Origin of the sequence: Mycobacterium gallinarum, assembly GCF_010726765.1 — a bacterium.
GTDB classification, from domain to species: domain Bacteria; phylum Actinomycetota; class Actinomycetes; order Mycobacteriales; family Mycobacteriaceae; genus Mycobacterium; species Mycobacterium gallinarum.
This window is the reverse complement of record NZ_AP022601.1, coordinates 4,389,464-4,413,373: the sequence shown is the minus strand read 5'-3', so window position 1 is coordinate 4,413,373 and position 23,910 is coordinate 4,389,464. Positions and strand designations below refer to the sequence as shown.

The window sequence follows — 23,910 nt, the reverse complement described above, 5'->3', positions numbered from 1 at the left end:
GTCGGTTCAAGAATTGTGGGCGAAGGGGGACTTGAACCCCCACGTCCCGAAGGACACTGGCACCTGAAGCCAGCGCGTCTGCCATTCCGCCACTCGCCCCAACAACCGGGGAAGACTATCACGCACAACACCGTGCTCCCCAACCGTGCCGATGCGGTGCTGGGGGCCGGGACGTCTTCCGGACAAACGCCGCTGACCTGCTGGGTTTCAATTCTCAGAATTCCATTGGTCACGCGCCGACGTGCCGGGCCGATACCATGCAGACAAGGGTGGTGGCCAGGCGACACGCGTGTGAACAGCAGGGTGCGCACCCCGGTCACCGGCAAGGCGACCGACAACAAATGAGGTAGGCGGTGATATGGGTCTGGTCGACCGTTTTGAGCGAAAGCTCGAGTCGACCGTTGGCGACGCATTCGCCCGGGTATTCGGCGGATCGATCGTTCCGCAAGAGGTCGAGGCGATGCTTCGGCGCGAGGCAGAGACCGGTGCGCGTGAATTGGCCGCCGGGCGAGTTTTGGCGCCAAACGACTACGTCATTACCCTCAGTGTGCCTGACTATCAGAAGGTGAGTGCCGACCCGGACCTCACACCAACGACTTTTGCCAAGCACTTGGAGGGATACATCCATGAGCAGGGATGGCAAACGTATGGTGATGTGGTCGTCAGGTTCGAACAATCATCCAGCCTGCACACCGGACAATTTCGCGCGCGGGGGGCGGTCAATCCCGACTCCACCAGTGGCGATCCCGCCTCACCACCCCGAGACCTTTCGTCCAACGCAGAATCAGGAGTACCGATGAGCGACAACCCGACGCAATATGGCGGCCAGGCTCAGGGGCGGCCCGGCGACGAGTACTACGACGACCGATACGGCCGGCCAGACGACCGCGGACAGGATCCCCGCGGCCCCTACCCGCCGCAGGAGCAGGGCGGCTACCCGCCCCAGCGCGACGCGGGCTACCCACCGCGCCAGGGCGGCTATCCCGACCAAGGTGGATATCCCGACCAGGGCGGCTACCCCGACCAGGGCGGCTACCCGGACCAGGGGGGCTACCCACCGCCGTCATACGAGCAGCGGCCGCCTGCCGGCTACGGCCCACCCCAGGGCGGCGGCGGCTACCCGGATCAGGGCTACCGTCAAGCACCCGCACCCGGCGGCTACGGCCCGCCCCCAGGTGGCCAGCAGCAGGGCTACCAGCCGCCCGCGAGTGATTACGACTACGGCCGTCCGCCTGCGCCATCGCGGCCCGACGACGGTGGCTACGGCCGCCCGTCCTATCCCGATCAGGGCGGTTACCCCGACCAAGGCGGCTATCCCGATCAGGGCGGCTACGGCGGGCAGGCCTACGGCCGTCAGGACCAGGGCTACGGAGGCCAGCCCGACTACGGGCGCTACGACCAGGGCGGTGCCGGCTACGCCGAGCCCGGCTACGGCGAAGCCCAGGGCGGATACGACTACGGCCAGCCCGCGGGCGGCGGCTACGGCTACGGGCAGAGTGACTACCCCGCTGCCGGCGCCACCGTCACGCTGCAGCTCGACGACGGCAGCGGCCGGACCTATCAGCTGCGTGAAGGCGCGAACGTGATCGGTCGCGGACAGGACGCTCAGTTCCGCCTGCCCGACACCGGCGTCTCCCGCCGGCACCTGGAGATCCGCTGGGACGGCCAGGTCGCCCTGCTCGCCGACCTCAACTCGACCAACGGCACGACGGTCAACAACGCACCGGTCCAGGAGTGGCAGCTCGCCGACGGCGATGTCATCCGGCTGGGCCATTCGGAGATCGTCGTTCGCGTGCACTGAGGCTCGGCCGATGCGGCCGGCCCTCAACCGGGAGAAGCTGTCGGCTTCTCCCCATGCAGCTGGCCGTCCAAGTATCGTGACGTTGCCGAAGGTGGCGACTTCGATTTGGTTGTCGATGCGACGGAAACGAATGGGGACGGAGAGGACGTCAGATGCAGGGGTTGGTACTGCAACTGACACGCGTCGGCTTCCTGTTGCTTCTGTGGTTGTTCATCTGGTCGGTGCTGCGGATCCTGAGGACCGACATCTATGCACCGACCGGAGCAGTCATGGTGCGACGGGGACTGCCGTTGCGGGGCTCGCTGCTGCCCAACCGCGGCCGCCGGAACGTGGCACGGCAGCTGGTGGTCACCGAGGGAGCGCTCGCGGGAACGCGCATCACCTTGGGCACCCAGCCGGTGCTGATCGGCCGCGCCGACGACTCAACTCTGGTTCTCACCGACGATTACGCCTCGACACGGCACGCAAGGCTGTCCCGTCGAGGTTCGGAATGGTACGTAGAAGACCTAGGATCGACCAACGGCACATACCTCGACAGGGCCAAGGTGACGACTGCGGTACGCGTTTCGATGGGGACGCCGGTTCGAATCGGCAAGACGGTAATTGAGCTGCGCCCGTGACACTGGTGCTTCGATACGCCGCGCGCAGCGACCGCGGCCTGGTCCGCGCTAACAACGAGGACTCCGTTTACGCGGGTGCGCGGCTGCTCGCGCTGGCCGACGGCATGGGTGGTCACGCGGCCGGCGAGGTCGCCTCGCAGCTGGTGATCGCGGCGCTGGCCCATCTCGACGACGACGAGCCCGGCGGCGACCTGCTGAGCAAGCTCGACACCGCGGTCCGGGAGGGGAACTCCGCCATCGCCGCGCAGGTCGAGGCGGACCCCGAGCTCGAAGGCATGGGCACCACGTTGACCGCGATCCTGTTCGCGGGCAATCGTCTTGGCCTTGTCCACATCGGCGACTCCCGCGGCTATCTGCTGCGCGACGGTGAACTGACCCAGATCACCAAGGACGACACTTTCGTCCAGACACTGGTCGACGAGGGCCGCATCACCCTCGAGGAGGCGCACAGCCATCCGCAGCGGTCGCTGATCATGCGGGCGCTCACCGGTCACGAGGTCGAGCCCACCCTGATCATGCGCGAGGCCAGGGCCGGGGACCGTTACCTGCTGTGCTCCGACGGGCTGTCCGATCCGGTCAGCCACGACACCATCCTCGAAGCGCTGCAGATCCCCGACACGGCCGAAAGTGCGGACCGCCTAATCGAATTGGCCCTGCGGGGCGGCGGACCCGACAACGTGACGGTCGTGGTGGCCGACGTCGTCGACTACGACTACGGCCAGACCCAGCCGATTCTCGCCGGCGCGGTCTCCGGTGATGACGATCAGACCGCGCCGCCCAACACGGCAGCGGGCCGCGCGTCGGCATTCAACCCGCGCCGCAATGTGGCCAAGCGGGTGGAACCCCCTCCAGAGGAGCCGGTTCGTGCACCGAGATCGCGGCGGCGAATGTTCATCGCCGCCGCGCTTTTGATTTTGGTGGTCGTAGCCGGTCTGGTCATCGGCCGCGAGGTCGTGCGCAGCAACTATTACGTCGCCGCGCACGACGGCACCGTGTCGATCATGCGCGGCATACCCGGGTCGATCCTCGGCGTCGCGATGCAGGAGACCTACCGGCACGGTTGCCTGACCGCCCGCAACGATCTCAACCTCATCGCACCGGGCCAATCGCCGTCAGGCTGCCAGCTTTTTCGCGTCACAGACCTGAAGCAGGCCGACCGGGCTCAGGTGGAAGCGGGTCTGCCCACCGGTTCCGAAGACGACGCCATCGGCCAGATCAACAAGCTCGCCCAGGGTTCGGTGTTGCCGGTCTGCCCGCCGCCGCCCACCACTCCGTCGCCGTCACCGCGCACCACGGCTGTCCCGCATTCGCCGGATCCGTCGAATTCTCCTGGGCTGCCTAACAATCCACCAACTAGCACGACCGCAGGCCAGCCGAGCGAACGCAGCTCGACACCGGCGCCGGAAACCCCGCGGACGGTCTCGAAGCCGCCTACCGCTCCCGGATCGGACACTCCCCAGTCGCCCGAAACGTCGTCCCCTGCCCCACCTCCCACCCCTCCACCCCCACCGTCTCCGACCGTCACCGCGCTCCCCCCGCCACCGCAGGTACCCGGGACGGACTGCCGGGAATTGTCATGACCACCCAGCCGCAGTCACCGGTGGCCGTCACTCCCCCGCTTCCGAACAGGCGCAACGCCGAGTTGTTCCTGCTCGGCTTCGCCGCGGTCATCACCACGGTCGCGCTGCTGCTCGTCGAGGCCAATCAGGAACAGGGCCTGCGTTGGGATCTGGCGCAGTACGCCGTCGCGTATCTGGCGCTGTTCGCCGGTGCGCATCTCGCGGTGCGACGGTTCGCGCCGTACGCCGACCCCCTGCTCCTCCCCGTCGTCGCGCTGCTGAATGGGTTGGGGCTGGTGATGATTCACCGTCTGGACCTCGCCGAAGGCGTGCAGATCCAGCGCGGCCTCGGCGGTACCGCCGACCAGCAAATGCTGTGGACCCTCCTGGGCGTCGTCGGCTTCTCGCTCATCGTGATCTTTCTGCGGGACCATCGCATGCTCGCGCGCTACGGCTACGTGTGTGGGCTCACCGGTCTGGTCCTGCTGATCATCCCGGCGGTCCTGCCCAGCTCGATGTCCGAGCAGAATGGCGCGAAGATCTGGATTCGGTTGCCGGGCTTCTCCATTCAGCCGGCCGAGTTCTCGAAGATCCTGCTGCTCGTCTTCTTCGCCTCGGTCCTCGTGTCCAAGCGCAGCGTGTTCACCAGCGCGGGCAAGCACTTCCTCGGCATGGACCTGCCCCGGCCCCGCGACCTCGCGCCACTGCTGGCGGCATGGATCGCGTCGATCGGCGTGATGATCTTCGAGAAGGACCTGGGCACCTCGCTCCTGCTGTTCGCGTCCTTCCTGGTGATGGTTTACATCGCAACCGACCGGCTGAGCTGGGTGGTCATCGGCCTGGCACTGTTCGCCGCGGGAAGCGTTGCGGCATATCACCTTTTCGGTCACGTCCAGGTTCGCGTACAAAACTGGCTGGACCCGTTCGCCGACCCCGAGGGCGCCGGCTACCAGATGGTGCAGGCGATGTTCAGCTTCGCCACGGGCGGGATCTTCGGTACCGGTCTGGGCAACGGGCAGCCTGGCACGGTGCCGGCCGCGTCGACCGATTTCATCATCGCAGCCATCGGTGAGGAACTCGGTCTGGTGGGCCTAGCAGCCGTCCTGATGCTCTACACCATCCTGATCATCCGCGGCCTTCGCACGGCGATCGCGGTGCGCGACAGCTTCGGCAAGCTGCTGGCCGCCGGGTTGGCATCCACGCTGGCGATCCAGCTGTTCATCGTCGTGGGCGGCGTGACGAAGCTGATCCCGTTGACCGGTCTCACCACACCGTGGATGTCCTACGGCGGGTCGTCACTGCTGGCCAACTATCTGCTGCTGGCGATCCTGGTCCGGATATCCCATTCCGCGCGGCGCCCCATCGTCACCAGCCCGCAGTCCGCGACCCCGATCGCGGCGGTGAGCACCGAGGTGATCGAGAAGGTATGAACACCTCACTGCGCCGCATCGCCGTCTCGGTCATGGTCCTCGTCGTGCTGCTGCTGGCCAACGCCACACTCACCCAGGTGTTCACCGCGGACGGCCTGCGGTCGGATCCGCGCAACCAGCGGGTGCTGCTCGACGAGTACTCGCGTCAGCGCGGCCAGATCTCGGCGGGCGGCCAGCTGCTGGCGTATTCGGTGTCGACCAACGGCCGGTTCCGCTTCCTTCGCGTGTATCCCAATCCGTACGCCTACGCGCCCGTCACCGGGTTCTACTCACTGCAGTACTCGAGCACCGGACTCGAGCGCGCCGAGGACACCGTGCTCAACGGGTCGGATCAACGCCTGTTCGGGCGGCGGCTCGCCGACTTCTTCACCGGCCGTGACCCGCGCGGCGGGAACGTCGACACCACCATCAAACCCCAAGTGCAACAAGCGGCCTGGGACGCGATGAAGGACGGCTGCGACGGCCCGTGCAAGGGCTCGGTGGTAGCACTCGAGCCGTCCACCGGCAAGATCCTCGCAATGGTGTCGTCGCCGTCCTACGATCCCAATCTGCTGGCCACCCATAACCTGGAGGAACAGTCGGCCGCCTGGCAACGGCTGCGCGACGATCCCGAAGCACCGCTGCTGAACCGCGCGATCTCCGAAACCTATCCGCCCGGATCGACATTCAAGGTCATCACCACCGCGGCGGCACTCGAAACCGGCGCGAACGAGAACACCCAGGTGACGACCGCGGCGCGAATCCCGTTGCCGGACAGCACCGCGACCCTGGAGAACTTCGACGGCTCCACGTGTGGTCCCGGCCCGACGACCACGCTGCGTCAGGCCTTCGCAAAGTCGTGCAACACGGCATTCGTCGAGCTCGGCTTGGACGCGGGAACGGATGCCGTGCGATCCGCGGCGCAGTCCTTCGGGATGGACACCCCGCCCCCGATGATTCCGCTGCAGGTCGCCGAGTCGACCGTGGGACCGATTCCCGACGACGCCGCGCTGGGCATGTCGAGCATCGGGCAGAAGGACGTCGCGGTGACGCCGTTGCAGAACGCATTGGTGGCCGCGACCATCGCGAACGACGGGGTGACGATGCGTCCGTACCTGGTCGATAGCCTTAAGGGACCCGACCTTGCCAATATCGGTTCAGCGGCGCCGCAGGAAGAGCGGCGGGCGGTGTCGCAGGAGGTCGCCGATACACTGACGGATCTGATGGTCGCCGCTGAGCAGGTCACGCAGCAGAAGGGAGCCATCGCCGGCGTGCAGATCGCTTCGAAGACCGGCACGGCGGAGCACGGTACCGATCCGCGCAACACCCCACCGCATGCCTGGTACATCGCATTCGCCCCGGCGCAGGCACCCAAGGTCGCCGTCGCCGTGCTGGTCGAGGACGGGGGCGACCGCTTGTCCGCCACCGGAGGGGCGCTGGCCGCGCCGATCGGGCGCGCCACCATCGCCGCAGCTCTGCGGGAGGGAACATGAGCCCGCGCGTTGGAGTGACGCTGTCCGGCCGTTACCGGCTGCAGCGGCTCATCGCCACCGGCGGCATGGGCCAGGTCTGGGAAGGTATCGACTCCCGGCTGGGCCGCCGCGTCGCGGTCAAGGTCCTCAAGGCCGAGTACTCCGAGGACGCGGAGTTCGTCGAACGGTTCCGCGCCGAGGCGCGCACCGTGGCGATGCTCAACCACCCCGGTATCGCCAGCGTGTACGACTACGGCGAAACCGACATGGACGGTGAGGGCCGGACCGCCTACCTGGTGATGGAACTCGTCAACGGCGAGCCACTGAACTCGGTGCTCAAGCGGACCGGCCGGCTCTCGCTGCGCCATGCGCTGGACATGCTCGAGCAGACCGGCCGGGCGCTGCAGGTCGCCCATACCGCGGGGCTGGTACATCGTGACGTCAAGCCGGGCAACATCCTGATCACGCCGACCGGTCAGGTGAAACTCACCGACTTCGGCATCGCGAAGGCCGTCGACGCCGCCCCGGTCACCCAGACCGGCATGGTGATGGGCACTGCCCAGTACATCGCCCCCGAGCAGGCGCTCGGCCATGACGCCACCGCGGCCAGCGACGTGTACTCACTGGGAGTCGTTGGCTACGAGTCTGTTTCGGGCAAGCGGCCCTTCACCGGGGACGGCGCGCTGACCGTCGCGATGAAGCACATCAAGGAGACGCCTCCGCCGCTGCCCGCCGATCTGCCGCCCAACGTGCGCGAGCTGATCGAGATCACCCTGGTCAAGAATCCGGGTATGCGGTATCGGTCCGGCGGGCTGTTCGCCGACGCGGTCGCCGCGGTCCGCTCGGGGCGGCGTCCCCCGCGGCCGAACCAGGCGCCGACACTCGGCCGGGCCACCCCCGCGGCCGTGCCCTCGGCCGCCCAGGCTCGCGCCGCCGCGGATCTGAGCACGCGTTCCCCGGTCACCGCCGCCCGGCCCCGTCCGGCCACCGGAAGCCATCGCCCTCCCCCGGCGCCGTCTCGCGGCACGTTCTCCTCGGGCCAGCGGGCGCTGCTGTGGGCGGCCGGCGTGCTCGGTGCGCTGGCCATCGTCATCGCGATTCTGATCGTGCTCAACGCTCAGGACCGCAAGGACCAGGAGCAGACACCGCCGCCGACGATCACCGACACGATCACCGAGACCACGCCCTTCTCGCCGACAGCGATGCCGGAACGGCCCGGGCAGGCAGGTGTCGGCGATGGTGGGGCAGAATTCGGGGTAACCCGACTCAATGCGATCGCGTCCCCGGCAACGGTGCAGGTGATGCCTCCGCTCTCCGAGCCGCAGGGCACACGGTCCTCATCAACGCCAGAACAGACATTGCAATGACAACCCCGCAACACCTGTCCGACCGGTACGAACTCGGCGACATCCTGGGCTTCGGCGGCATGTCCGAAGTCCATTTGGCGCGCGATCAGCGGTTGCACCGCGACGTCGCCGTCAAGGTGCTGCGCGCAGACCTCGCCCGCGATCCGAGCTTCTATCTCCGGTTCCGACGGGAGGCGCAGAACGCCGCCGCGCTGAACCACCCCGCCATTGTCGCGGTCTACGACACCGGTGAGGCGGAGACGCCCAACGGCCCGCTCCCCTACATCGTGATGGAGTATGTCGAGGGCGTCACGCTGCGCGACATCGTGCACACCGAGGGGCCGATGGAGCCGCGTCGGGCCATCGAGGTGATCGCCGATGCGTGCCAGGCGCTGAACTTCAGCCACCAGCACGGGATCATTCACCGCGACGTCAAGCCCGCAAATATCATGATCAGCAACACCGGCGCGGTGAAGGTGATGGACTTCGGCATCGCGCGCGCGCTCGCTGACGCCAACAACGTCACCCAGACCGCCGCCGTGATCGGCACCGCGCAGTACCTGTCCCCCGAGCAGGCGCGCGGCGAGAAGGTCGACGCCCGCTCCGACGTGTACTCGCTGGGCTGCGTCCTGTACGAAATCCTTACCGGCGAACCACCTTTCGTCGGTGATTCACCGGTCGCCGTGGCCTATCAACACGTCCGCGAGGACCCGATACCCCCGTCACAGCGCCACGAAGGCATCTCCCCCGAGTTGGACGCCGTCGTCCTCAAGGCCCTCGCAAAGAACCCTGACAACCGGTACCAGACGGCGGCGGAGATGCGCACCGATCTGGTGAAGGTGCACAGCGGCGAGCAGCCCGACGCACCCAAGGTGTTCACCGACGCCGAGCGCAGCTCGTTGATGTCAGCCGCGCCGGGCGACCACCAGACCGAGCCGATCGACCCCGTCGGGCGAGCGCAGCCCCGGTACATCGAGCGGGAGCGGCGCGGCTCGGTCGGCCGCTGGCTGATCGCGGTGGCAGTGCTCGCCGTGCTAACCGTACTGGTGACGCTGGCGATCAACACCTTCGGCGGCAGCACCCGCGCCGTCCAGGTGCCCGACGTCAGCGGCAAGGTGTCCGCCGACGCGATCGCCGAGTTGCAGAACCGCGGGTTCAGAACCCGCACGCTGCAGAAGCCCGACTCCAACGTGCCTCCCGACCATGTCATCGGCACCGACCCAGCCGCCAACGCGTCGGTCGACGCCGGCGACGAGATCACCATCAATGTGTCCACCGGCCCCGAGCAGCGTGAGATCCCCGACGTCAGGAACCTCAGCTACGACGACGCCGTCGAGAAGCTCGCCGACGCGGGCTTCGAGAACTTCAGGCCGTCGTCGTCGCCGTCGACACCGGAGATGAAGGACAAGGTGCTCGGCACCAATCCGCCGGTCAACCAGACGTCGGCGATCACCAACGAGATCACGATCGTGCTGGGCGCGGGCCCCGAGACGCGTCCCGTCCCTGACGTGAAAGACCAATCGCAGGACAGCGCGGTACAGATCCTCACCGCGTCGGGCTTCACCACTACCGTCCCGGTTCAGGTGGACAGCACCCTTCCGGCCGGTCAATTGATCGGCACCAATCCGCCTGCGGGACAAACCGTTCCGGTCGATACGGTGATCCAGCTGCAGGTCTCGCGCGGCAACCAGTTCATCATGCCGGACCTACGCGGCCAGTTCTGGACCGACGCCGAGCCGCGAATGCGTGCCCTCGGCTGGACGGGCGTGCTGGACCGCGGCGGCGACGTGCAGAACAGCGGTCAGCGCACCAACGCCGTGGTGACCCAGAGCCCGTCCGCGGGGACCGCTGTGAACTACGACAGCCGGATCACGCTGAGCTTCGCGTCGTAGCGGCGGCGACGGCGGTCGCAACTTCGTCCTCCAGCCGACGGACGAGGGTCTCGGACGGCGCGGCGCCGCAGTAGCCCAACCAGTTGGCCAGCATGCGGTGCCCGCCCTCGGTCAGGATCGACTCGGGGTGGAATTGCACACCGTGAATGGGCAATTCGACGTGCCGCACGCCCATGACCACGCCACCCTCGGTGCGGGCGATCACTTCGAGTTCGGCCGGCATCGTCTCGGGGAGAATGGTCAGCGAGTGATAGCGCGTGGCGGTGAAAGGATCCGGAAGACCTTGCAGCACACCGCTATTGGAGTGGTGCACCGTGCTGGTCTTGCCATGCAGCAGTTCGGGCGCACGGTCGACGGTGCCACCGAACGCCACGCCGATCGCTTGGTGGCCCAGGCACACGCCGAGCAGCGGCGTCGCGGCCGCCGCGCAGGCCTTCACGAGGGGGATCGACGCGCCCGCACGTTCGGGGGTACCGGGGCCGGGGGAGAGGAGCACCCCGTCGTACGTCGCCGCCACCTTGGCGATGTCGTCCTCGGTGCCCAGCCGGTCGTCGTCGTTGCGCCAGACTTCGGCGTCCACCCCGAGCTGGCCCAGGTACTGGACGAGGTTGAACACGAAGCTGTCGTAGTTGTCGACGACGAGGACACGCATAAGGCCAGGTTACCGGTCTTTCGCCGGGTCAGTAGCCGACGGGTCCCGCGGGCTTGGCGAACTTCATCCGCACCGGCTCGCGGTAGCCCACCAGGTCGACCTGCGTCCGTGGCTCCTCGGTGTAGCCGAGCCCGAACCGGACCACGTACTGGCGGTACAGCGTGACCAACGGCGCGGCGGCCAGGGCGTCCTGCATGACTTCCGCGTCGCCGATCGCGGTGATGACGTACGGCGGGCTGTAGGTCCGTCCGTTGAGGAGCAGCGTGTTGCCCACACAACGCGGCGCCGAGGTGCCGATGATCCGCTGGTCCTGCATCTGGATGCCTTCGGCGCCCGCACTCCACAGCGCGTTGAGCACGGCGTCGATGTCCTGCTGGTGCACGACGAGGTCGTCCGGGGTTGCGTCGCGGGGGAAGCGGCCCTCAGCGTCGCGCTGCGCGTCGTTCAGCGTCACCACCAGGCCGGGCCCGCGCATCGGTTCCAGGCCGGCCTCGACGGCCAGTTGGGCCGACCGCTTGGTGATCGCGGCCAATGCCGCGTCTGCCCCTGGCGAGCCGCCGTGATGGGTGTCCAGGGTGCTCGCCAGCGAGTCACGTTCTGCGGTCAGTCGATCCACCGACTGTTGTGCTTCGCGCACGAGGTCGACCAACCGGGGCGCATCGCTGCGTCTGATCTCGCCACCGTCGGACACATTGTGGGTCGCAGCCAGCAGAAGCCCGGCCAGGAGGCAGACCACGGGCACGCCGAACCGCCACACGGACTTCGACCTGGGCGCCATTGGCGTGTCTCCTGGAGGTGGTGCCTGCGATAGGCTAGGTACATCGTCGCACCGTGTGACGCCGTCTGTCCCGAAGGTACGCATGCCCAAGTCCAAGGTTCGCAAGAAGAACGACTTCACGATCAGCCCGGTGAGCCGGACCCCGGTCAAGGTGAAGGCCGGACCGTCCAGCACCTGGTTCGTGGTGTTCTTCGTCGGCCTGATGCTCATCGGTCTGATCTGGCTGCTGGTGTTCCAGCTGGCGTCCTCCGCGATCCCCTTCCTCGCGGATCTCGGCCCGTGGAACTACGCGATCGCGTTTGCCTTCATGATCAGTGGGCTCTTGCTCACCATGCGCTGGCGCTGAGTAATACAACGAGCGGTATGAATTCATCCACGCTTCCGCGCGTTACCCGTTTAGCAACCTCCCGGTCACCAGATCACACCGTTGTTATTCATCCCCATTGGGGATAGCACTTGTGGATAACGTCATTAGCAACGGTAAAAGGGTGTTAGCGAGCCGTGCAGCAAACTGAGTGGAGTCCACCCACGCTCGGCATCGCGGCCCTCGGCGTAGGCGGCCTTATCTTGGCTGTGGGCGCTGTGACGCTGATCACAGACCCGCCGGGACGTGTCCTGGTTGGCATTGCCGCGGTCGGGTTAATTGTGTTTGCAAGCTTGTCGTGGCGTGCGCGACCCAAGCTGGCAATCAAGAATGACGTCCTCGTCAGCCGCGGTCTGATGGGAGAAACCGAGCTGCGGCACGCCGATATCAAGCTCATCCGGATCACCGAGTTCCGCCGCATCGGGCGAAAGACGCGGCTGCTGGAGATCGACACCGTCGATGACCGGCTACTTGTGTTCACCCGATGGGATCTGGGCACAGACCCACTGCACGTGCTGGACGCGCTGACCGCGGCCGGCTTCGCCGGCTCCTGAAACTCAGGCGATGGTGATGGACTCCACGACCACTGGATCGGTCGGCCGGTCGCGCTGATCGGTAGCTGTCGTCGCGATCGCGTCGACCACCTTCTGCGACTCCGGGTCCACGACCTCACCGAAGATGGTGTGCTTGCGATTCAGGTGCGGCGTCTTGCCGACCGTGATGAAAAACTGCGAGCCGTTGGTCCCCGGACCCCGGTTCGCCATGGCGAGCAGGTACGGCTTGTCGAACTGCAACTCGGGGTGAAACTCATCGGCGAACTCGTAGCCGGGGCCGCCGCGGCCGCTGCCCTCCGGATCGCCGCCTTGGATCATGAACCCGTCGATGACCCGGTGGAAGACCATGCCGTCGTAGAACGGGCCCGACGATCCGCCTGAGGCGTTACCGGTGCTGTAGTCCTTCGTGCCCTGCGCCAGTCCCACGAAGTTGGCGACGGTCTTGGGTGCGTGATTTCCGAACAGCGCGATTTTGATGTCACCACGATTGGTGTGCAGCGTCGCGGTCGCTGTCTGTATGGGGCTCGTCACGGGATGCCAGTGTGCCACGCCGCCATGAACGCTCAACGGGCACCGCTGGCTAGCGCTGCGTGGCAGTCTGGTATCGACTCCCGTTGGCCGCCAGAGAGGTGCACTATGCGCGCGAAGACCGAGATCCGCCTGACCCCCGGGCAGCGGTTGTCCCGCGGCCTCAAATATTCGGCAGTGGGTCCGGTCGACGTCACCAGGGGAGCGTTGGGCCTCGGCGTAGACGGAGCACAGTCATCCGCCGCGTGGATCGGCGATGTCTATCGCCGCAGCCGGCTCAAGGATCAGCTCCGCCAAGAGCTGGCGGCCGCGCAAGACACCATCGCGTCCGAACTCGCCGCCGCCCAGGAGGTGGTGGCCAACCTGCCGGAGGCGCTGCAAAAGGCGCGCGGCCGTCGCCGTAGGCGCCCGCTGCTGCTCGCCGTCCTCGGAGTCGGGGTGCTGGCCGGGGGAGCGGTGGCGTTCTCGATCCTGCGGCGTCCACCAACGGAGGAGCCGCCGACGCTGCAGCCGAGTGTGCCAGTCACGCCGAGGCCTTAATTGCTTGCGCGCGTGGGGTATCGAGTGTCTGAGTGGAGCCTAGGAGATTCGAACTCCTGACATCTGCCTTGCAAAGGCAGCGCTCTACCAACTGAGCTAAGGCCCCTCGGGGAAACTTCAGGCCGGCACGTCGGCCGCTGCGTGCCACACCTCCACGGCGTGCCGTGACCGCCAGATCGCGACGGCGGCAACCGCGGCGACCGCCGTGGCGAGCAGCACCACAACCCTCATGGTGTGAACCTTTCCGTGGGGCTAGGAGGACTCGAACCTCCGACCTCTTCGTTATCAGCGAAGCGCTCTAACCGCCTGAGCTATAGCCCCGTTTGTGCCGGTACGGCCGAGCGACGAGACTACCGCAATCGTAAGCTCCCGCCCAAACCGCGAACGCTCAGTCCCTGTCGGCGAGGGTGACTTCCACACCGCCGACGATGTCGGTGGTCAGGTTGTAGATGAAGGCACCGATGGTCGCCATCGCCGTCAGCAGCACGATGTTGACCAACCCGATCAGTGCCGCGCCGCCGAATATCGTTCCGCTGGAGACGAGCTCGCCGCCGGAGCTACCGCTCGCACTGGTCAGCAGGTCGCCGACGTTGCTGTTCAGCTTGCTCCACACACCCATACCGCCGAGTACCAGGTACAAGAACGCGACCGCGATCATCCACACGAAGAACAGCGCAACCGACAACACCGCGGAGACCTTCAGCACACTCCACGGGTCCACCCGGCGGATCTGCATGCTCGCGCGCACCGGACCCTGGTGGCGGCTGGCCGCCGCCTGAAGCCGCCCGCCTGGGCGAGCGGGACGCCCCGCCGGCTCCTGCCCCGGACGCTCAGGACGTTCCGGACCGCCCGGCTTGCGCGGTCCCGACCTAGGCGCTGCGCCCGACAGCTCGGGAATCTCACTGGCGTACTGCTCGGGACGCGGCTGCTGCTCGGTCCGGGGCTGCTCGGTCCGAGGAGGTTCCGGACGGGGCTCGGGCCGTGACGTCGGCTCCGGACGGGGCTCGGGTCGCGGCGCCGGCTCGGGTCGCGAGGTCGGCTCGGGTCGCGGCGCCGGCTCGGGTGGGTCTGCCCAGCCCGACGCGTCGGCCTCCTCGGGCCCTGCCGACGAGCCGCCGGCCAAGAAACGGTTCAGTCGCGCATCGATTCCGGAGGTCTGGCCCGTCGCGCCGCCATTGCCATGCCGCGGTACATCGGGACGGGCGGGCGAATCCGGCCGTCCAGGGGCATCGGACGCCCGGTTCGTCGGCCCGGCCGGCCGGCCCCGCTGCCAGGGCGGGACCTCGGTCGCGTCGGCGACACGTTCCGGCCCGGATCCACTGGTCACCGGGCCCCGTGGCGTCGGTCCGCTCACCGAGCCGCCGTCGGGACCCGTGCCGGAGCCGTTGCCACCCCCATCAGTCGCGCGGGGATACCCGGGCTCGTTCGGTGAAGTCACCTACGGCTCCTAACTGGCCACTACAGGTCACGCCTGCTGAGCTACTCGCCGACGTCGGTGTTGACCTCGTCGGTGCTGTCGCCTTCCTCCGCGTTGCGCGCGATGGCTATCAGTGTCGTGCCCTCACCCAGGTTCATCAACCGAACGCCCTTGGTCTGCCGCCCGGCCTTGCGCACCTGGCGAGCCGCCGTCCGGATGACACCCCCGCCCGAGGTGATGGCGTACAACTCTGTGTCGTCATCGACGATCAACGCTCCGACCAGACTGCCACGTCGCTTGTCGAACTGGATCGTCAACACCCCTTTGCCACCGCGGCCCTGGACCGGATACTCCTCGATGGCGGTGCGCTTGGCATATCCGCCCGCGGTCGCGACCAGCAGATACGTGTCGTCGCGCACGACGTTCAGCGACAGCAGCTCGTCGTCGGTGTTGAACCGCATGCCCTGCACACCGGAGGTGGCGCGGCCCATCGGACGCAGTGCCTCATCGGTTGCTGAGAAGCGGATCGACTGCCCCTTGGCGGAGACCAGCAGCAGGTCGGCTTCCGCCGAGCACAGCACCGCGCCGACCAATTCGTCACCGTCACGCAGGTTGACCGCGACGATGCCGCCGGTGCGGTTGGAGTCGAAGTCGGTGAGCTTGGACTTCTTCACCAGACCGTTGCGCGTGGCCAGCACCAGATACGGCGCATCCTCGTACGTCTTGATCTGAATGACCTGCGCGATGCGCTCCTCCGGCTGGAATGCCAGCAGGTTGGCGACGTGCTGGCCGCGCGCCGTACGCGACGCCTCGGGCAGGTCGTACGCCTTCGCGCGATAGACCCGGCCCTGAGTGGTGAAGAACAGGATCCAGTCGTGCGTGGAGCATACGAAGAAGTGGTTGACGATGTCGTCCTGCTTCAGCCCCGCGCCCTGCACACCCTTGCCGCCGCGCTTCTGGCTGCGGTAGAGGTCGGACTTCGTCCGCTTGGCGTAGCCGGTTTCGGTGATGGTGACGACGACCTCTTCGCGCGCGATCAGGTCCTCGTCGGCGACGTCGCCGTCCGCGGCGATGATGCGCGTCCGGCGGTCGTCGCCGTACTTCTCGACGAGCTCCTTGAGCTCGTCGCGGACGATGGCGCGCTGACGCTCCGGCTTGGCCAGGATGTCCTCGAGGTCGGCGATCTCGGCCTCGATCTTCGCCAGATCGTCGACGATGCGCTGGCGCTCCAGGGCGGCGAGCCGGCGCAGCTGCATGTCGAGGATGGCCTGAGCCTGGATCTCGTCGATGTCGAGCAACTCGATCAGGCCCTGGCGGGCGACCTCGACGGTCTCCGACGCCCGGATCAGCGCAATGACCTCGTCCAGCGCATCGAGCGCCTTGACCAGGCCGCGCAGAATGTGCGCCCGCTCGTTGGCTTTGCGTAGCCGGTAGGTGGTGCGCCGCACGATGACGTCGAGTTGATGATTGACGTAATGCCGGATCAACTGGTCGAGCCGCAGCGTGCGCGGCACGCCGTCGACGATGGACAGCATGTTGGCGCCGAAGCTGGTCTGCAGCTGGGTGTGCTTGTAGAGGTTGTTCAGCACCACCTTCGCGACAGCATCTCGCTTGAGCTCCACCACAATTCGCAGTCCGACGCGGTCGCTGGACTGATCCTCGATGTTTGAGATGCCGGCGAGCTTGCCGTCGCGCACCTGTTCGGCGATCGAGGTGATGAAGTTGTCGTGGTTGACCTGATACGGCAGCTCGGTGATGACGATCCCGGTGCGTCCCCGGCTGTCCTCTTCGATCTCGCAGACTCCGCGCATGCGAACCGACCCCCGGCCGGTCCGGTACGTGTCGGAGATGCCCTGCGATCCGACGATCAGGCCGTAGGTGGGGAAGTCGGGACCCTTGACGCGTTCGCAGACCGCCTCGAGGGTCGCTTCTTCGTCGGCTTCGAAGTTCTCCAGGCACCAGAACACGGCGTCGCCCAGCTCGCGCAGGTTGTGCGGCGGCATGTTGGTGGCCATGCCGACCGCGATGCCGCCCGAGCCGTTGGCCAGCAGGTTGGGGAACCGGCTGGGCAGAACCGTCGGCTCCTGTACGCGGCCGTCGTAGTTCGGGACGAAATCGACTGTCTCCTCGTCGATTTCACGCAACATCTCCATCGCCAGCGGCGTGAGCCGCGCCTCTGTGTAGCGCATGGCGGCCGGGGGATCGTTGCCGGGCGAGCCGAAGTTGCCCTGCCCGTCGACCAACGGGTAGCGCAGCGACCACGGCTGGGCCATCCGGACCAACGTGTCGTAGATCGACGAGTCGCCGTGCGGATGGTAGTTGCCCATCGTCTCGGCAACGGAGCGTGCGGATTTCGCGTGGCCGCGATCCGGGCGGAAGCCGGAGTCGAACATCGCGTACAGCACGCGGCGGTGCACCGGCTTGAGGCCGTCGCGCACCTCTGGCAGCGCACGCCCGACGATGACGCTCATGGCGTAGTCGATGTAGCTGCGCTGCATCTCGTGCTGGATGTCGACCGGCTCGATGCGGTCGCCCGCTTCGCCGCCTGGTGGCAAGGTGGTATCAGTCATGTGTTTCAGCCCTAAACCGTGGTGATAACTTCGCTAAACATCCAGGAAGCGAACGTCTTTGGCGTTACGTGTGATAAAGCTGCGGCGCGCTTCGACGTCTTCGCCCATCAGGATCGAGAACAGTTCGTCGGCGGCGGCCGCGTCGTCCAGGGTCACCTGGCGCAGCACCCGCACCGACGGATCCATGGTGGTCTCCCACAACTCCTTGGCATCCATCTCGCCCAGACCCTTGTAGCGCTGGATGCCGTCGTCGACGTTGATCTTCTTGCCCGCCTTCTTGCCGGCTTCGAGCAATCCGTCGCGCTCACGGTCGGAGTAGGCGAATTCCGGCTCGCTGCGTTGCCACTTCAGCTTGTACAACGGGGGCTGCGCCAGGAAGATGTGGCCGTTTTCGACCAGCGGCTTCATGAACCGGAACAGCAGCGTCAGCAGCAGCGTCGAGATGTGCTGGCCGTCGACGTCGGCGTCGGCCATCAGCACGATCTTGTGATAGCGCAGCTTGGCGATGTCGAACTCGTCGTGGATGCCGGTGCCCAACGCGGTGATGATGGCTTGGACTTCGGTGTTCTTCAGCACGCGGTCGATGCGCGCCTTCTCGACGTTGATGATCTTGCCGCGCAGCGGAAGGATCGCCTGGAACATCGAGTCGCGGCCGCTCTTGGCCGAGCCACCCGCGGAATCACCCTCCACCACATACAGTTCCGACTTCTTCGGATCTGTGGACCGGCAGTCCGCGAGCTTGCCCGGCAGTCCGCCGATGTCGGTGGCGCTCTTGCGGCGCACCAACTCGCGTGCCTTGCGTGCGGCCATCCGCGCCTGGGCCGACGACACCGCTTTGTTCACAACGATTTTCGCTTCGGCCGGGTTGGCGTCGAACCAGTGTTGCAGTTCCTCGTTACAGATCTTCTGCACGAACGACTTCACCTCGGTGTTCCCGAGCTTGGTCTTCGTCTGACCCTCGAACTGCGGTTGGCCCACCTTCACCGAGATCACGGCCGCCAGACCTTCGCGGATGTCGTCACCGGTCAGGTTGGGATCTTTGTCCTTGAGGAGCTTCTTGTCCTTGGCGTACTTGTTCACCACGGAGGTCAACGCCGCGCGGAAGCCCTCTTCGTGGGTGCCACCCTCGTGGGTGTTGATGGTGTTGGCGAACGTGTGCACCGACTCGGAGTAGCCGGCGTTCCACTGCATCGCGATCTCGACCTCGTGGCCTTCACCCTTGCCCTCGAAGTCGATCACGCTCTGCTGGATCGGGGACTTCGTCCGGTTGATGTGCTTGACGAAATCGACCAGACCGCCGGGGTAGTGGAAGGTGCGGTGCTTGACCTTGTGGGGAGCGGCGGCCTCGGCGGCCTTTTCCTCCGCCGACTTCGGCGCTTCGGCCTGGTCGCTGACGACCTCGTCGACGACCTCCTCGGCCGTGACCCGCTCATCGGTCAACTCGATGGTCAGTCCCTTGTTCAGGAAAGCCATTTCCTGCAGCCGCCGCGCGATCGTCTCGAAGTCATAGCTGGTGGTCTCGAAGATGTCGGGGTCGGCCCAGAACCGGATCGTCGTGCCGGTTTTCTTCGTTTTCTCACCCTGCTTGAGACTGCCCGGAACCGAGCGGTCATAGGTCTGGAACCACTCGTAGCCGTCCTTCAAGATGTCGGCCTCGAGGCGGGTCGACAGCGCGTTCACCACGGAGACACCCACGCCGTGCAGACCACCGGACACCTGGTAGGCGCCCTCTTCGAACTTTCCGCCCGCGTGCAGGACGGTCATGACGACGTCGACGGTGGGGATGCCCGTCGAGTGCATGGCGACGGGGATGCCGCGGCCGTCGTCGGTGACCTGGACGCCGCCGTTCTCGAGCAGTCTCACGTCGACCTTGGTCGCGAAGCCGGCCATCGCCTCGTCGACGGCGTTGTCCACCACCTCCCAGACCAGGTGGTGCAGACCGCGCTCACCCGTGGAACCGATGTACATGCCGGGGCGTTTGCGGACCGCCTCCAAGCCTTCGAGAACCTTGATCGAATCGGCACCGTATTCTTTCGGTGCACTCTTCTTCTGGGCAGCCACGTTGGACGCGTCTCCTTGGGGTTTTCAAGCGAGAGATGACGACTCTCGCGGATCCTCGATCAGTCTACCGTCAACTACCGTCTGGACCGATTCTGAGGCGGCGTTTTCACATACCTATTTGCGCCGTCTGCTGAATTTCTCGCTCCGAGGTGCGTCATGACGCTTGAGAACGCTGCTTTCTGTGTTCTGGCGGCTCTCAGGCAACAGAAAGATCGCTCTTATCCGTACGTGTCGCGAGGTCCTCGCCCGGCGATGTGATATCGCCCCTTGCGCCAGGAGGGACCGACCGGACCGACGATTTTCATCGAATTCACCACGCCGTCGCCGACCGCCGCCGCGATCTTCGCGAGAAGTTGCGCCTGCACCATCCTCAGCTGGGTGGCCCAGGCCGTCGACTCCGCCGAAACCGTGAGCACACCGTCCTGTAGCGACGTCGGCGTCGCGTGGGCCGCGATCTGCTCACCGACGACCACCGACCACCGACCGAACACCGAACCCTCGGCCACCCGATCCGACCAGCCGCGGTTGCGGGCGAGGTCACGGGTGAGGGATCCGAGCAGCTGCGGGTCGCGCGAATCCGGGCCCGGACCCGACCACCGTCGCCGACTGGTGCCCGCGACCTTTTTGCGCGGCTGGGTGCTCCGGCCGCGGCCGACATCCTTTCCTTGACTGCGGGCGGCGCCCCGGGCTTCCTCGAGGGTCCGCCTGACCAGATCCATACCCTTTAGATGCGCCAGGTGCGCCGGCGGTTCCACGTCGTCACTCATTCCGGTCACTCCCGCCCCCACCAGTTCTGTCTCGTACTTCCGAAATCCGGCCGCTGTCGTCGTCGGTCATGACGATTTCGATCCTGGTCGCATCCCAGTCCTGCGGGATGTCCTCGTGGACGGCAGCGGTGACCAACACCTGTTCGGCGGACGCTGCGACGTTGGCGAGCGCCTGCCTGCGCGCGGTGTCGAGTTCGGCGAAGACGTCGTCGAGGAGCAGTACCGGGTCGCTGCCTTCCGCGCGTAACAGTTCGTACGCCGCGAGCCGCAGCGCCAACGCCATCGACCACGATTCACCATGGCTCGCAAAGCCTTTCGCCAATTGGTCGCCGAGTCGCAACTCCAGATCGTCGCGGTGCGGACCCACCAGACAAACGCCACGTTCCAGTTCGGCGTCGCGGCGACGCGCCAGCTCGTCAAGCAGGGCAGCCTCGAACAATTCAGCGCTTCCGGTTCCGGCGTGGGCCTCGCTTTCGATCACCTCCACGCCGCTGCGGTACCGGATGGCCGCCGGCCGTGATGCGGGCGCCAACAGTTGATAGGACTTCTCCACCTCGGGGGCCAGTTGGTTCACCAGATCGACCCGCGCGGCGATGAGTTGTGCACCGTGGGCGGCGAGGTGTCCGTCCCACACGTCCAGGGTGTCGAGCACGCCGCGATCGCCCCGGTACCTCGCGCCGGCCGCCGACTTCAACAGCGCCGTCCGTTGTTTGAGCACTTTGTCGTAATCGGCGCGGATACCGGCCACTCGCGGACGCCGGGTGGTGGCCAGCTCGTCGAGGTATCTCCGTCGTTCTCCCGGATCGCCGCGCACCAACGCCAGATCCTCGGGGGCGAACAACACCGCCCGCAGGGCGCCGAGAATTTCGCGGGCGCTACGGACGGGGGAGCGGTTCAGCCGTGCCTTGTTGGCACGGCCCGGGTTGATCTCCAGGTCGACCGCGAGTTCGCGCCCGTCGTTCACCACGATCGTCGAGATCACTGCGCGTTGGGCGCCGGCCCGGATCAGCGGCGCGTCAGTGCCGACCCGATGTGACCCCAAGGTCGACGAATACCACAGCGCCTCAATCAGATTCGTTTTTCCGAAACCATTGGACCCCACGAATACGGTTCGGCCGGGATCGAGGTCGATCTCGATCCGTGCCCAGGACCGGAAATCGGTAAGCGCAAGGTTTCTGACGTACAACTATCCAGACTCGCTGATCCTCTGCACGGCATGGCCGCCGAACTGGTTGCGCAGCGCCGACACTGCCTTCATGGTGGGGGAGTCCTCTTGGCGCGAAGCGAACCGGGCGAACAGCGACGCCGCGATCACCGGCATCGGCACTCGGTGGCTGATGGCCTCCTCCACCGTCCAGCGACCCTCACCGGAGTCCTCGGTGTAACCGGTGATGTCCGTGAATTTCGGATCTTCCTTCAGCGCCTTGGCCAGCAGCTGTTGCAGCCACGACCGCACCACCGTGCCGTTGGTCCAGGCCTGAATGACCGCCTGGGTGTCTTCGATCAGCTCTTCGGCGGCCAACAGTTCGTAGCCTTCGGCGTAGGCCATCATCAGCCCGTATTCGATGCCGTTGTGCACCATCTTGGCGTAGTGGCCTGCACCGACGGGTCCGGCGTGGACGAATCCGTCCGCCTGTTCGCCGGGCGGACGCAGGGTTTCGAAGATCGGCATGGCCCGCGCGACGTCTTCCTTGCTGCCGCCCACCATGAGGCCGTAGCCCTCGGTCAAACCCCAGACGCCCCCGGACACACCGGCGTCGATGAACGCGATTCCCTTGTCGTCCAACAGCTTCGCGTGAGGTCCGTCCTCGGTGTAGCGGGAGTTGCCGCCGTCGATCACCAGATCACCGGGGCTCAACACGTCGGCGAGCGACACGATGGTCTCGTCGGTGATGGGCCCGGACGGCACCATCACCCAGACGATGCGCGGCGCGTCGAGGGCTTCCGCGAGCGCCGCCAACGTCGGCACGTCGGTGACCTCCGGGCGCGGATCGAAGCCGATGACCTCGTGCCCGCCCTCGCGCAGGCGTTCGCGCATGTTGAAGCCCATCTTGCCCAGGCCGACCAGACCCAATTGCATGTGCGCCCCCGTCGTGGCGTCGGGCCGGTCAGCCAGGAAGCCGAACCGGCATCAGAAGGTAGACATAATCGGTTTGCGCCGCGGGGAACGGCCCCGTGTCGCCGACGCTGCCGTCATCTTCACCCGCCGGCCGCAACACTGCGGGGCGGCTGGGTGTCGTGAAACCAAATGTCACGCGTTCGGAATGCAACGAACTCAACCCGTCGGTGAGATACGTCGGGTTGAACGCGATGGTCAACGGCTCACCCGCGAAGGTGACAGGCAGATCCTCTTCCGCGCGTCCGACGTCGTCCGCGCCGGCGGACAACCGCAGCACGTCGTCGGCGAACTCCATCCGCACCTGCGCGCCGCGATCGGCGACCAGCGCCACACGTTTGATGGCTTCGGTGAGCTCGGCGACGCCGATCGTTGCGATCGCGGTGTGCTCGGTCGGGAGCAATTGACGGAACTTGGGGAACTCCGCGTCGAGCAGGCGCGTGGTGCTGCGCTTGCCGTTGCTGCGGATACCCAACAAGCCTTCCTTGCCGACTTCGGCACCCGCACCCAACGCCAGGTGCACATCCGAACCGTCGGCACCGGCCTTCGCCGCCTCGGCCAACGTCTTGGCCGGAACCAACACCGCGGCCTCCATGTCGGCCGATGCCGTCGACCACGTCAGCTCGCGAACCGCGAGCCGGAAGCGGTCGGTCGCCGCCAAAATGACGTTCTCGCCTGAAATCTCAACGCGAATGCCGGTGAGCATCGGCAACGTGTCGTCACGCCCTGCGGCCACAGCCACCTGACCGATCGCCTCGGCGAACAGGTCGGCCGAGACGACACCGGTCTCGTCGGGAAGGGTCGGCAGCGTCGGGTAATCCTCGACCGCCATGGTCGGCAGCGAGAACCGTGCGCTTCCGCAGGTCAGTGACACCCGAGTGCCCTCGACGCTGACATCCACCGGCTTGGCCGGCAACGCGCGGGTGATGTCGGACAACAGCCGCCCGGACACCAAAACGCTTCCAGGCGAAGCGATTTCAGCCGCCACCTGCACTTCCGCCGATACCTCGTAGTCGAATCCCGAGATCGTCAAACCGTCTTCAGAACCGGTGAGCAACACACCCGCCAGAACCGGGACCGTCGGCCGGTTCGGCAGATTACGAGCTACCCAAGCCACGGCGTCGGCGAAGTCTTCACGCACCAGACGGAACTTCAAATCGGTGACACCAACGGTTGTTGTCGCCACGTCCATACAGTCCCTTCGATCAAAAGCACAACAAGCGCTAAGCAGCGATTTCCTGGTGTCTCAACACGCCGCGAAACGAGACGTAGGGACGACCGTAACGGCTGTCGCTGAACCACCGTAGAGCTTTCGGCCCCAACTTGAAAGCTAATCGATCGCGCCGACATCGGGTTCGGTGAACCGGCTCGCAGAGCCGGATTCCAAGTGTTCCCCAGCAGGCTTCTTCTAAGAACTTTCTAGGTAGATATACAAGCAACAGTATTAGGGCCTGTGGACGCTGG

The 23,910-nt window shown here is 66.4% G+C and carries 20 protein-coding genes and 3 tRNA genes; 10 read left to right on the top strand and 13 right to left on the bottom strand.

Annotation, left to right across the window (positions count from 1 at the left end; genetic code table 11):
* Positions 1 to 16: 16 nt before the first annotated feature.
* A tRNA-Leu gene (locus G6N42_RS21760) sits at positions 17 to 99 on the bottom strand.
* A gap of 259 nt (positions 100 to 358) precedes the next feature.
* Between G6N42_RS21760 and G6N42_RS21755 the strand changes: the two genes are divergently transcribed.
* The 7 genes from G6N42_RS21755 (at position 359) to pknB (ending at position 10,099) form a co-directional block, all read left to right on the top strand.
* Complete coding sequence (locus G6N42_RS21755; RefSeq protein ID WP_163732660.1) at positions 359 to 1,801, top strand: FHA domain-containing protein; 1,443 nt, start codon at positions 359 to 361, stop codon at positions 1,799 to 1,801.
* Positions 1,802 to 1,953: 152 nt separating this feature from the next.
* Positions 1,954 to 2,421: an FHA domain-containing protein FhaB/FipA gene (locus G6N42_RS21750; protein WP_163732657.1), complete on the top strand. Its 468-nt coding sequence runs from the start codon at positions 1,954 to 1,956 to the stop codon at positions 2,419 to 2,421.
* On the top strand, positions 2,418 to 4,001 hold the full coding sequence (locus G6N42_RS21745; protein ID WP_163732654.1) for a PP2C family protein-serine/threonine phosphatase: 1,584 nt from the start codon (positions 2,418 to 2,420) through the stop codon (positions 3,999 to 4,001). Before G6N42_RS21750 ends, G6N42_RS21745 begins: the two co-directional genes overlap by 4 nt.
* Positions 3,998 to 5,410, top strand: a complete 1,413-nt coding sequence (locus G6N42_RS21740) for an FtsW/RodA/SpoVE family cell cycle protein (protein WP_163732651.1) — start codon at positions 3,998 to 4,000, stop codon at positions 5,408 to 5,410. Before G6N42_RS21745 ends, G6N42_RS21740 begins: the two co-directional genes overlap by 4 nt.
* Positions 5,407 to 6,882, top strand: coding sequence for a D,D-transpeptidase PbpA (pbpA, locus tag G6N42_RS21735; protein ID WP_163732648.1), 1,476 nt, complete (start codon positions 5,407 to 5,409; stop codon positions 6,880 to 6,882). Before G6N42_RS21740 ends, pbpA begins: the two co-directional genes overlap by 4 nt.
* Entirely contained in the window at positions 6,879 to 8,228 is a 1,350-nt protein-coding gene (locus G6N42_RS21730) for a serine/threonine-protein kinase (protein WP_163732645.1), read from the top strand. Before pbpA ends, G6N42_RS21730 begins: the two co-directional genes overlap by 4 nt.
* Positions 8,225 to 10,099: a Stk1 family PASTA domain-containing Ser/Thr kinase gene (gene pknB / locus G6N42_RS21725; protein WP_163732642.1), complete on the top strand. Its 1,875-nt coding sequence runs from the start codon at positions 8,225 to 8,227 to the stop codon at positions 10,097 to 10,099. The genes G6N42_RS21730 and pknB overlap by 4 nt, the downstream gene beginning before the upstream one ends.
* Here the strand turns inward: pknB and G6N42_RS21720 are convergent.
* Together G6N42_RS21720 and G6N42_RS21715 are read right to left on the bottom strand one after the other, a co-directional pair.
* Positions 10,077 to 10,751: an aminodeoxychorismate/anthranilate synthase component II gene (locus G6N42_RS21720; protein WP_163732639.1), complete on the bottom strand. Its 675-nt coding sequence runs from the start codon at positions 10,749 to 10,751 to the stop codon at positions 10,077 to 10,079. The two genes, pknB and G6N42_RS21720, sit on opposite strands and share 23 nt — an antisense overlap.
* A 28-nt stretch (positions 10,752 to 10,779) precedes the next feature.
* Positions 10,780 to 11,529 carry a DUF881 domain-containing protein gene (locus G6N42_RS21715; protein WP_163732636.1) on the bottom strand — a complete coding sequence of 250 codons (750 nt, stop codon included), beginning with the start codon at positions 11,527 to 11,529 and terminating at the stop codon, positions 10,780 to 10,782.
* A gap of 82 nt (positions 11,530 to 11,611) precedes the next feature.
* Here G6N42_RS21715 and crgA point away from each other — a divergent pair, with 82 nt between their 5' ends.
* A complete protein-coding gene (crgA, locus tag G6N42_RS21710) occupies positions 11,612 to 11,875 on the top strand; it encodes a cell division protein CrgA (RefSeq protein ID WP_163737982.1) in 264 nt (87 codons plus the stop codon).
* Between the two features lie 155 nt (positions 11,876 to 12,030).
* On the top strand, positions 12,031 to 12,447 hold the full coding sequence (locus G6N42_RS21705) for a PH domain-containing protein (protein WP_163732633.1): 417 nt from the start codon (positions 12,031 to 12,033) through the stop codon (positions 12,445 to 12,447).
* 3 nt (positions 12,448 to 12,450) lie between these two features.
* On the opposite strand, the gene G6N42_RS21700 is transcribed toward G6N42_RS21705, so the two are convergent.
* Positions 12,451 to 12,978, bottom strand: coding sequence for a peptidylprolyl isomerase (locus tag G6N42_RS21700; RefSeq protein WP_163688787.1), 528 nt, complete (start codon positions 12,976 to 12,978; stop codon positions 12,451 to 12,453).
* Positions 12,979 to 13,083: 105 nt separating this feature from the next.
* On the opposite strand from G6N42_RS21700, the gene cwsA reads away from it, so the two are divergent.
* The gene (cwsA, locus tag G6N42_RS21695; RefSeq protein ID WP_163732630.1) at positions 13,084 to 13,515 is read left to right on the top strand and encodes a cell wall synthesis protein CwsA; all 432 of its coding nucleotides are present in this window, start codon (positions 13,084 to 13,086) and stop codon (positions 13,513 to 13,515) included.
* Positions 13,516 to 13,548: 33 nt separating this feature from the next.
* Here cwsA and G6N42_RS21690 read toward each other — a convergent pair.
* The 9 genes from G6N42_RS21690 to dnaN all read right to left on the bottom strand — a co-directional run bounded on the left by G6N42_RS21690 (position 13,549) and on the right by dnaN (position 23,638).
* A tRNA-Ala gene (locus G6N42_RS21690) sits at positions 13,549 to 13,621 on the bottom strand.
* A gap of 141 nt (positions 13,622 to 13,762) precedes the next feature.
* Positions 13,763 to 13,836 (bottom strand) — tRNA-Ile (locus G6N42_RS21685).
* A 67-nt stretch (positions 13,837 to 13,903) separates the two neighbouring features.
* Entirely contained in the window at positions 13,904 to 14,953 is a 1,050-nt protein-coding gene (locus G6N42_RS21680; protein WP_163732627.1) for a DUF3566 domain-containing protein, read from the bottom strand.
* Between the two features lie 41 nt (positions 14,954 to 14,994).
* Positions 14,995 to 17,502 (bottom strand): DNA gyrase subunit A, encoded by a 2,508-nt coding sequence (gene gyrA, locus G6N42_RS21675; protein WP_163732624.1) that lies wholly within the window; start codon positions 17,500 to 17,502, stop codon positions 14,995 to 14,997.
* Between the two features lie 33 nt (positions 17,503 to 17,535).
* Positions 17,536 to 19,563 (bottom strand): DNA topoisomerase (ATP-hydrolyzing) subunit B, encoded by a 2,028-nt coding sequence (gene gyrB, locus G6N42_RS21670; RefSeq protein WP_163732621.1) that lies wholly within the window; start codon positions 19,561 to 19,563, stop codon positions 17,536 to 17,538.
* A 218-nt stretch (positions 19,564 to 19,781) separates the two neighbouring features.
* Positions 19,782 to 20,330, bottom strand: coding sequence for a DUF721 family protein (locus G6N42_RS21665; protein ID WP_163732618.1), 549 nt, complete (start codon positions 20,328 to 20,330; stop codon positions 19,782 to 19,784).
* Positions 20,323 to 21,516 (bottom strand): DNA replication/repair protein RecF, encoded by a 1,194-nt coding sequence (recF, locus tag G6N42_RS21660; protein ID WP_163732615.1) that lies wholly within the window; start codon positions 21,514 to 21,516, stop codon positions 20,323 to 20,325. The genes G6N42_RS21665 and recF overlap by 8 nt, the downstream gene beginning before the upstream one ends.
* Positions 21,517 to 22,410: a phosphogluconate dehydrogenase (NAD(+)-dependent, decarboxylating) gene (gnd, locus tag G6N42_RS21655; protein ID WP_163732612.1), complete on the bottom strand. Its 894-nt coding sequence runs from the start codon at positions 22,408 to 22,410 to the stop codon at positions 21,517 to 21,519.
* A gap of 28 nt (positions 22,411 to 22,438) precedes the next feature.
* Positions 22,439 to 23,638: a DNA polymerase III subunit beta gene (gene dnaN / locus G6N42_RS21650; RefSeq protein WP_163732609.1), complete on the bottom strand. Its 1,200-nt coding sequence runs from the start codon at positions 23,636 to 23,638 to the stop codon at positions 22,439 to 22,441.
* Positions 23,639 to 23,910: the final 272 nt, after the last annotated feature.

What these genes read in the sequence shown, in the direction of transcription:
- G6N42_RS21755 (WP_163732660.1), top strand. Translation starts at nt 359, where the DNA reads ATGGGTCTGGTCGACCGTTTTGAGCGAAAGCTCGAGTCGACCGTTGGC.
- G6N42_RS21750 (WP_163732657.1), top strand. Translation starts at nt 1,954, where the DNA reads ATGCAGGGGTTGGTACTGCAACTGACACGCGTCGGCTTCCTGTTGCTT.
- G6N42_RS21740 (WP_163732651.1), top strand. Translation starts at nt 3,998, where the DNA reads ATGACCACCCAGCCGCAGTCACCGGTGGCCGTCACTCCCCCGCTTCCG.
- pbpA (WP_163732648.1), top strand. Translation starts at nt 5,407, where the DNA reads ATGAACACCTCACTGCGCCGCATCGCCGTCTCGGTCATGGTCCTCGTC.
- G6N42_RS21730 (WP_163732645.1), top strand. Translation starts at nt 6,879, where the DNA reads ATGAGCCCGCGCGTTGGAGTGACGCTGTCCGGCCGTTACCGGCTGCAG.
- pknB (WP_163732642.1), top strand. Translation starts at nt 8,225, where the DNA reads ATGACAACCCCGCAACACCTGTCCGACCGGTACGAACTCGGCGACATC.
- G6N42_RS21720 (WP_163732639.1), bottom strand. Translation starts at nt 10,751, where the DNA reads ATGCGTGTCCTCGTCGTCGACAACTACGACAGCTTCGTGTTCAACCTC.
- G6N42_RS21715 (WP_163732636.1), bottom strand. Translation starts at nt 11,529, where the DNA reads ATGGCGCCCAGGTCGAAGTCCGTGTGGCGGTTCGGCGTGCCCGTGGTC.
- crgA (WP_163737982.1), top strand. Translation starts at nt 11,612, where the DNA reads ATGCCCAAGTCCAAGGTTCGCAAGAAGAACGACTTCACGATCAGCCCG.
- cwsA (WP_163732630.1), top strand. Translation starts at nt 13,084, where the DNA reads ATGCGCGCGAAGACCGAGATCCGCCTGACCCCCGGGCAGCGGTTGTCC.
- gyrA (WP_163732624.1), bottom strand. Translation starts at nt 17,502, where the DNA reads ATGACTGATACCACCTTGCCACCAGGCGGCGAAGCGGGCGACCGCATC.
- G6N42_RS21665 (WP_163732618.1), bottom strand. Translation starts at nt 20,330, where the DNA reads ATGAGTGACGACGTGGAACCGCCGGCGCACCTGGCGCATCTAAAGGGT.
- gnd (WP_163732612.1), bottom strand. Translation starts at nt 22,410, where the DNA reads ATGCAATTGGGTCTGGTCGGCCTGGGCAAGATGGGCTTCAACATGCGC.
- dnaN (WP_163732609.1), bottom strand. Translation starts at nt 23,638, where the DNA reads ATGGACGTGGCGACAACAACCGTTGGTGTCACCGATTTGAAGTTCCGT.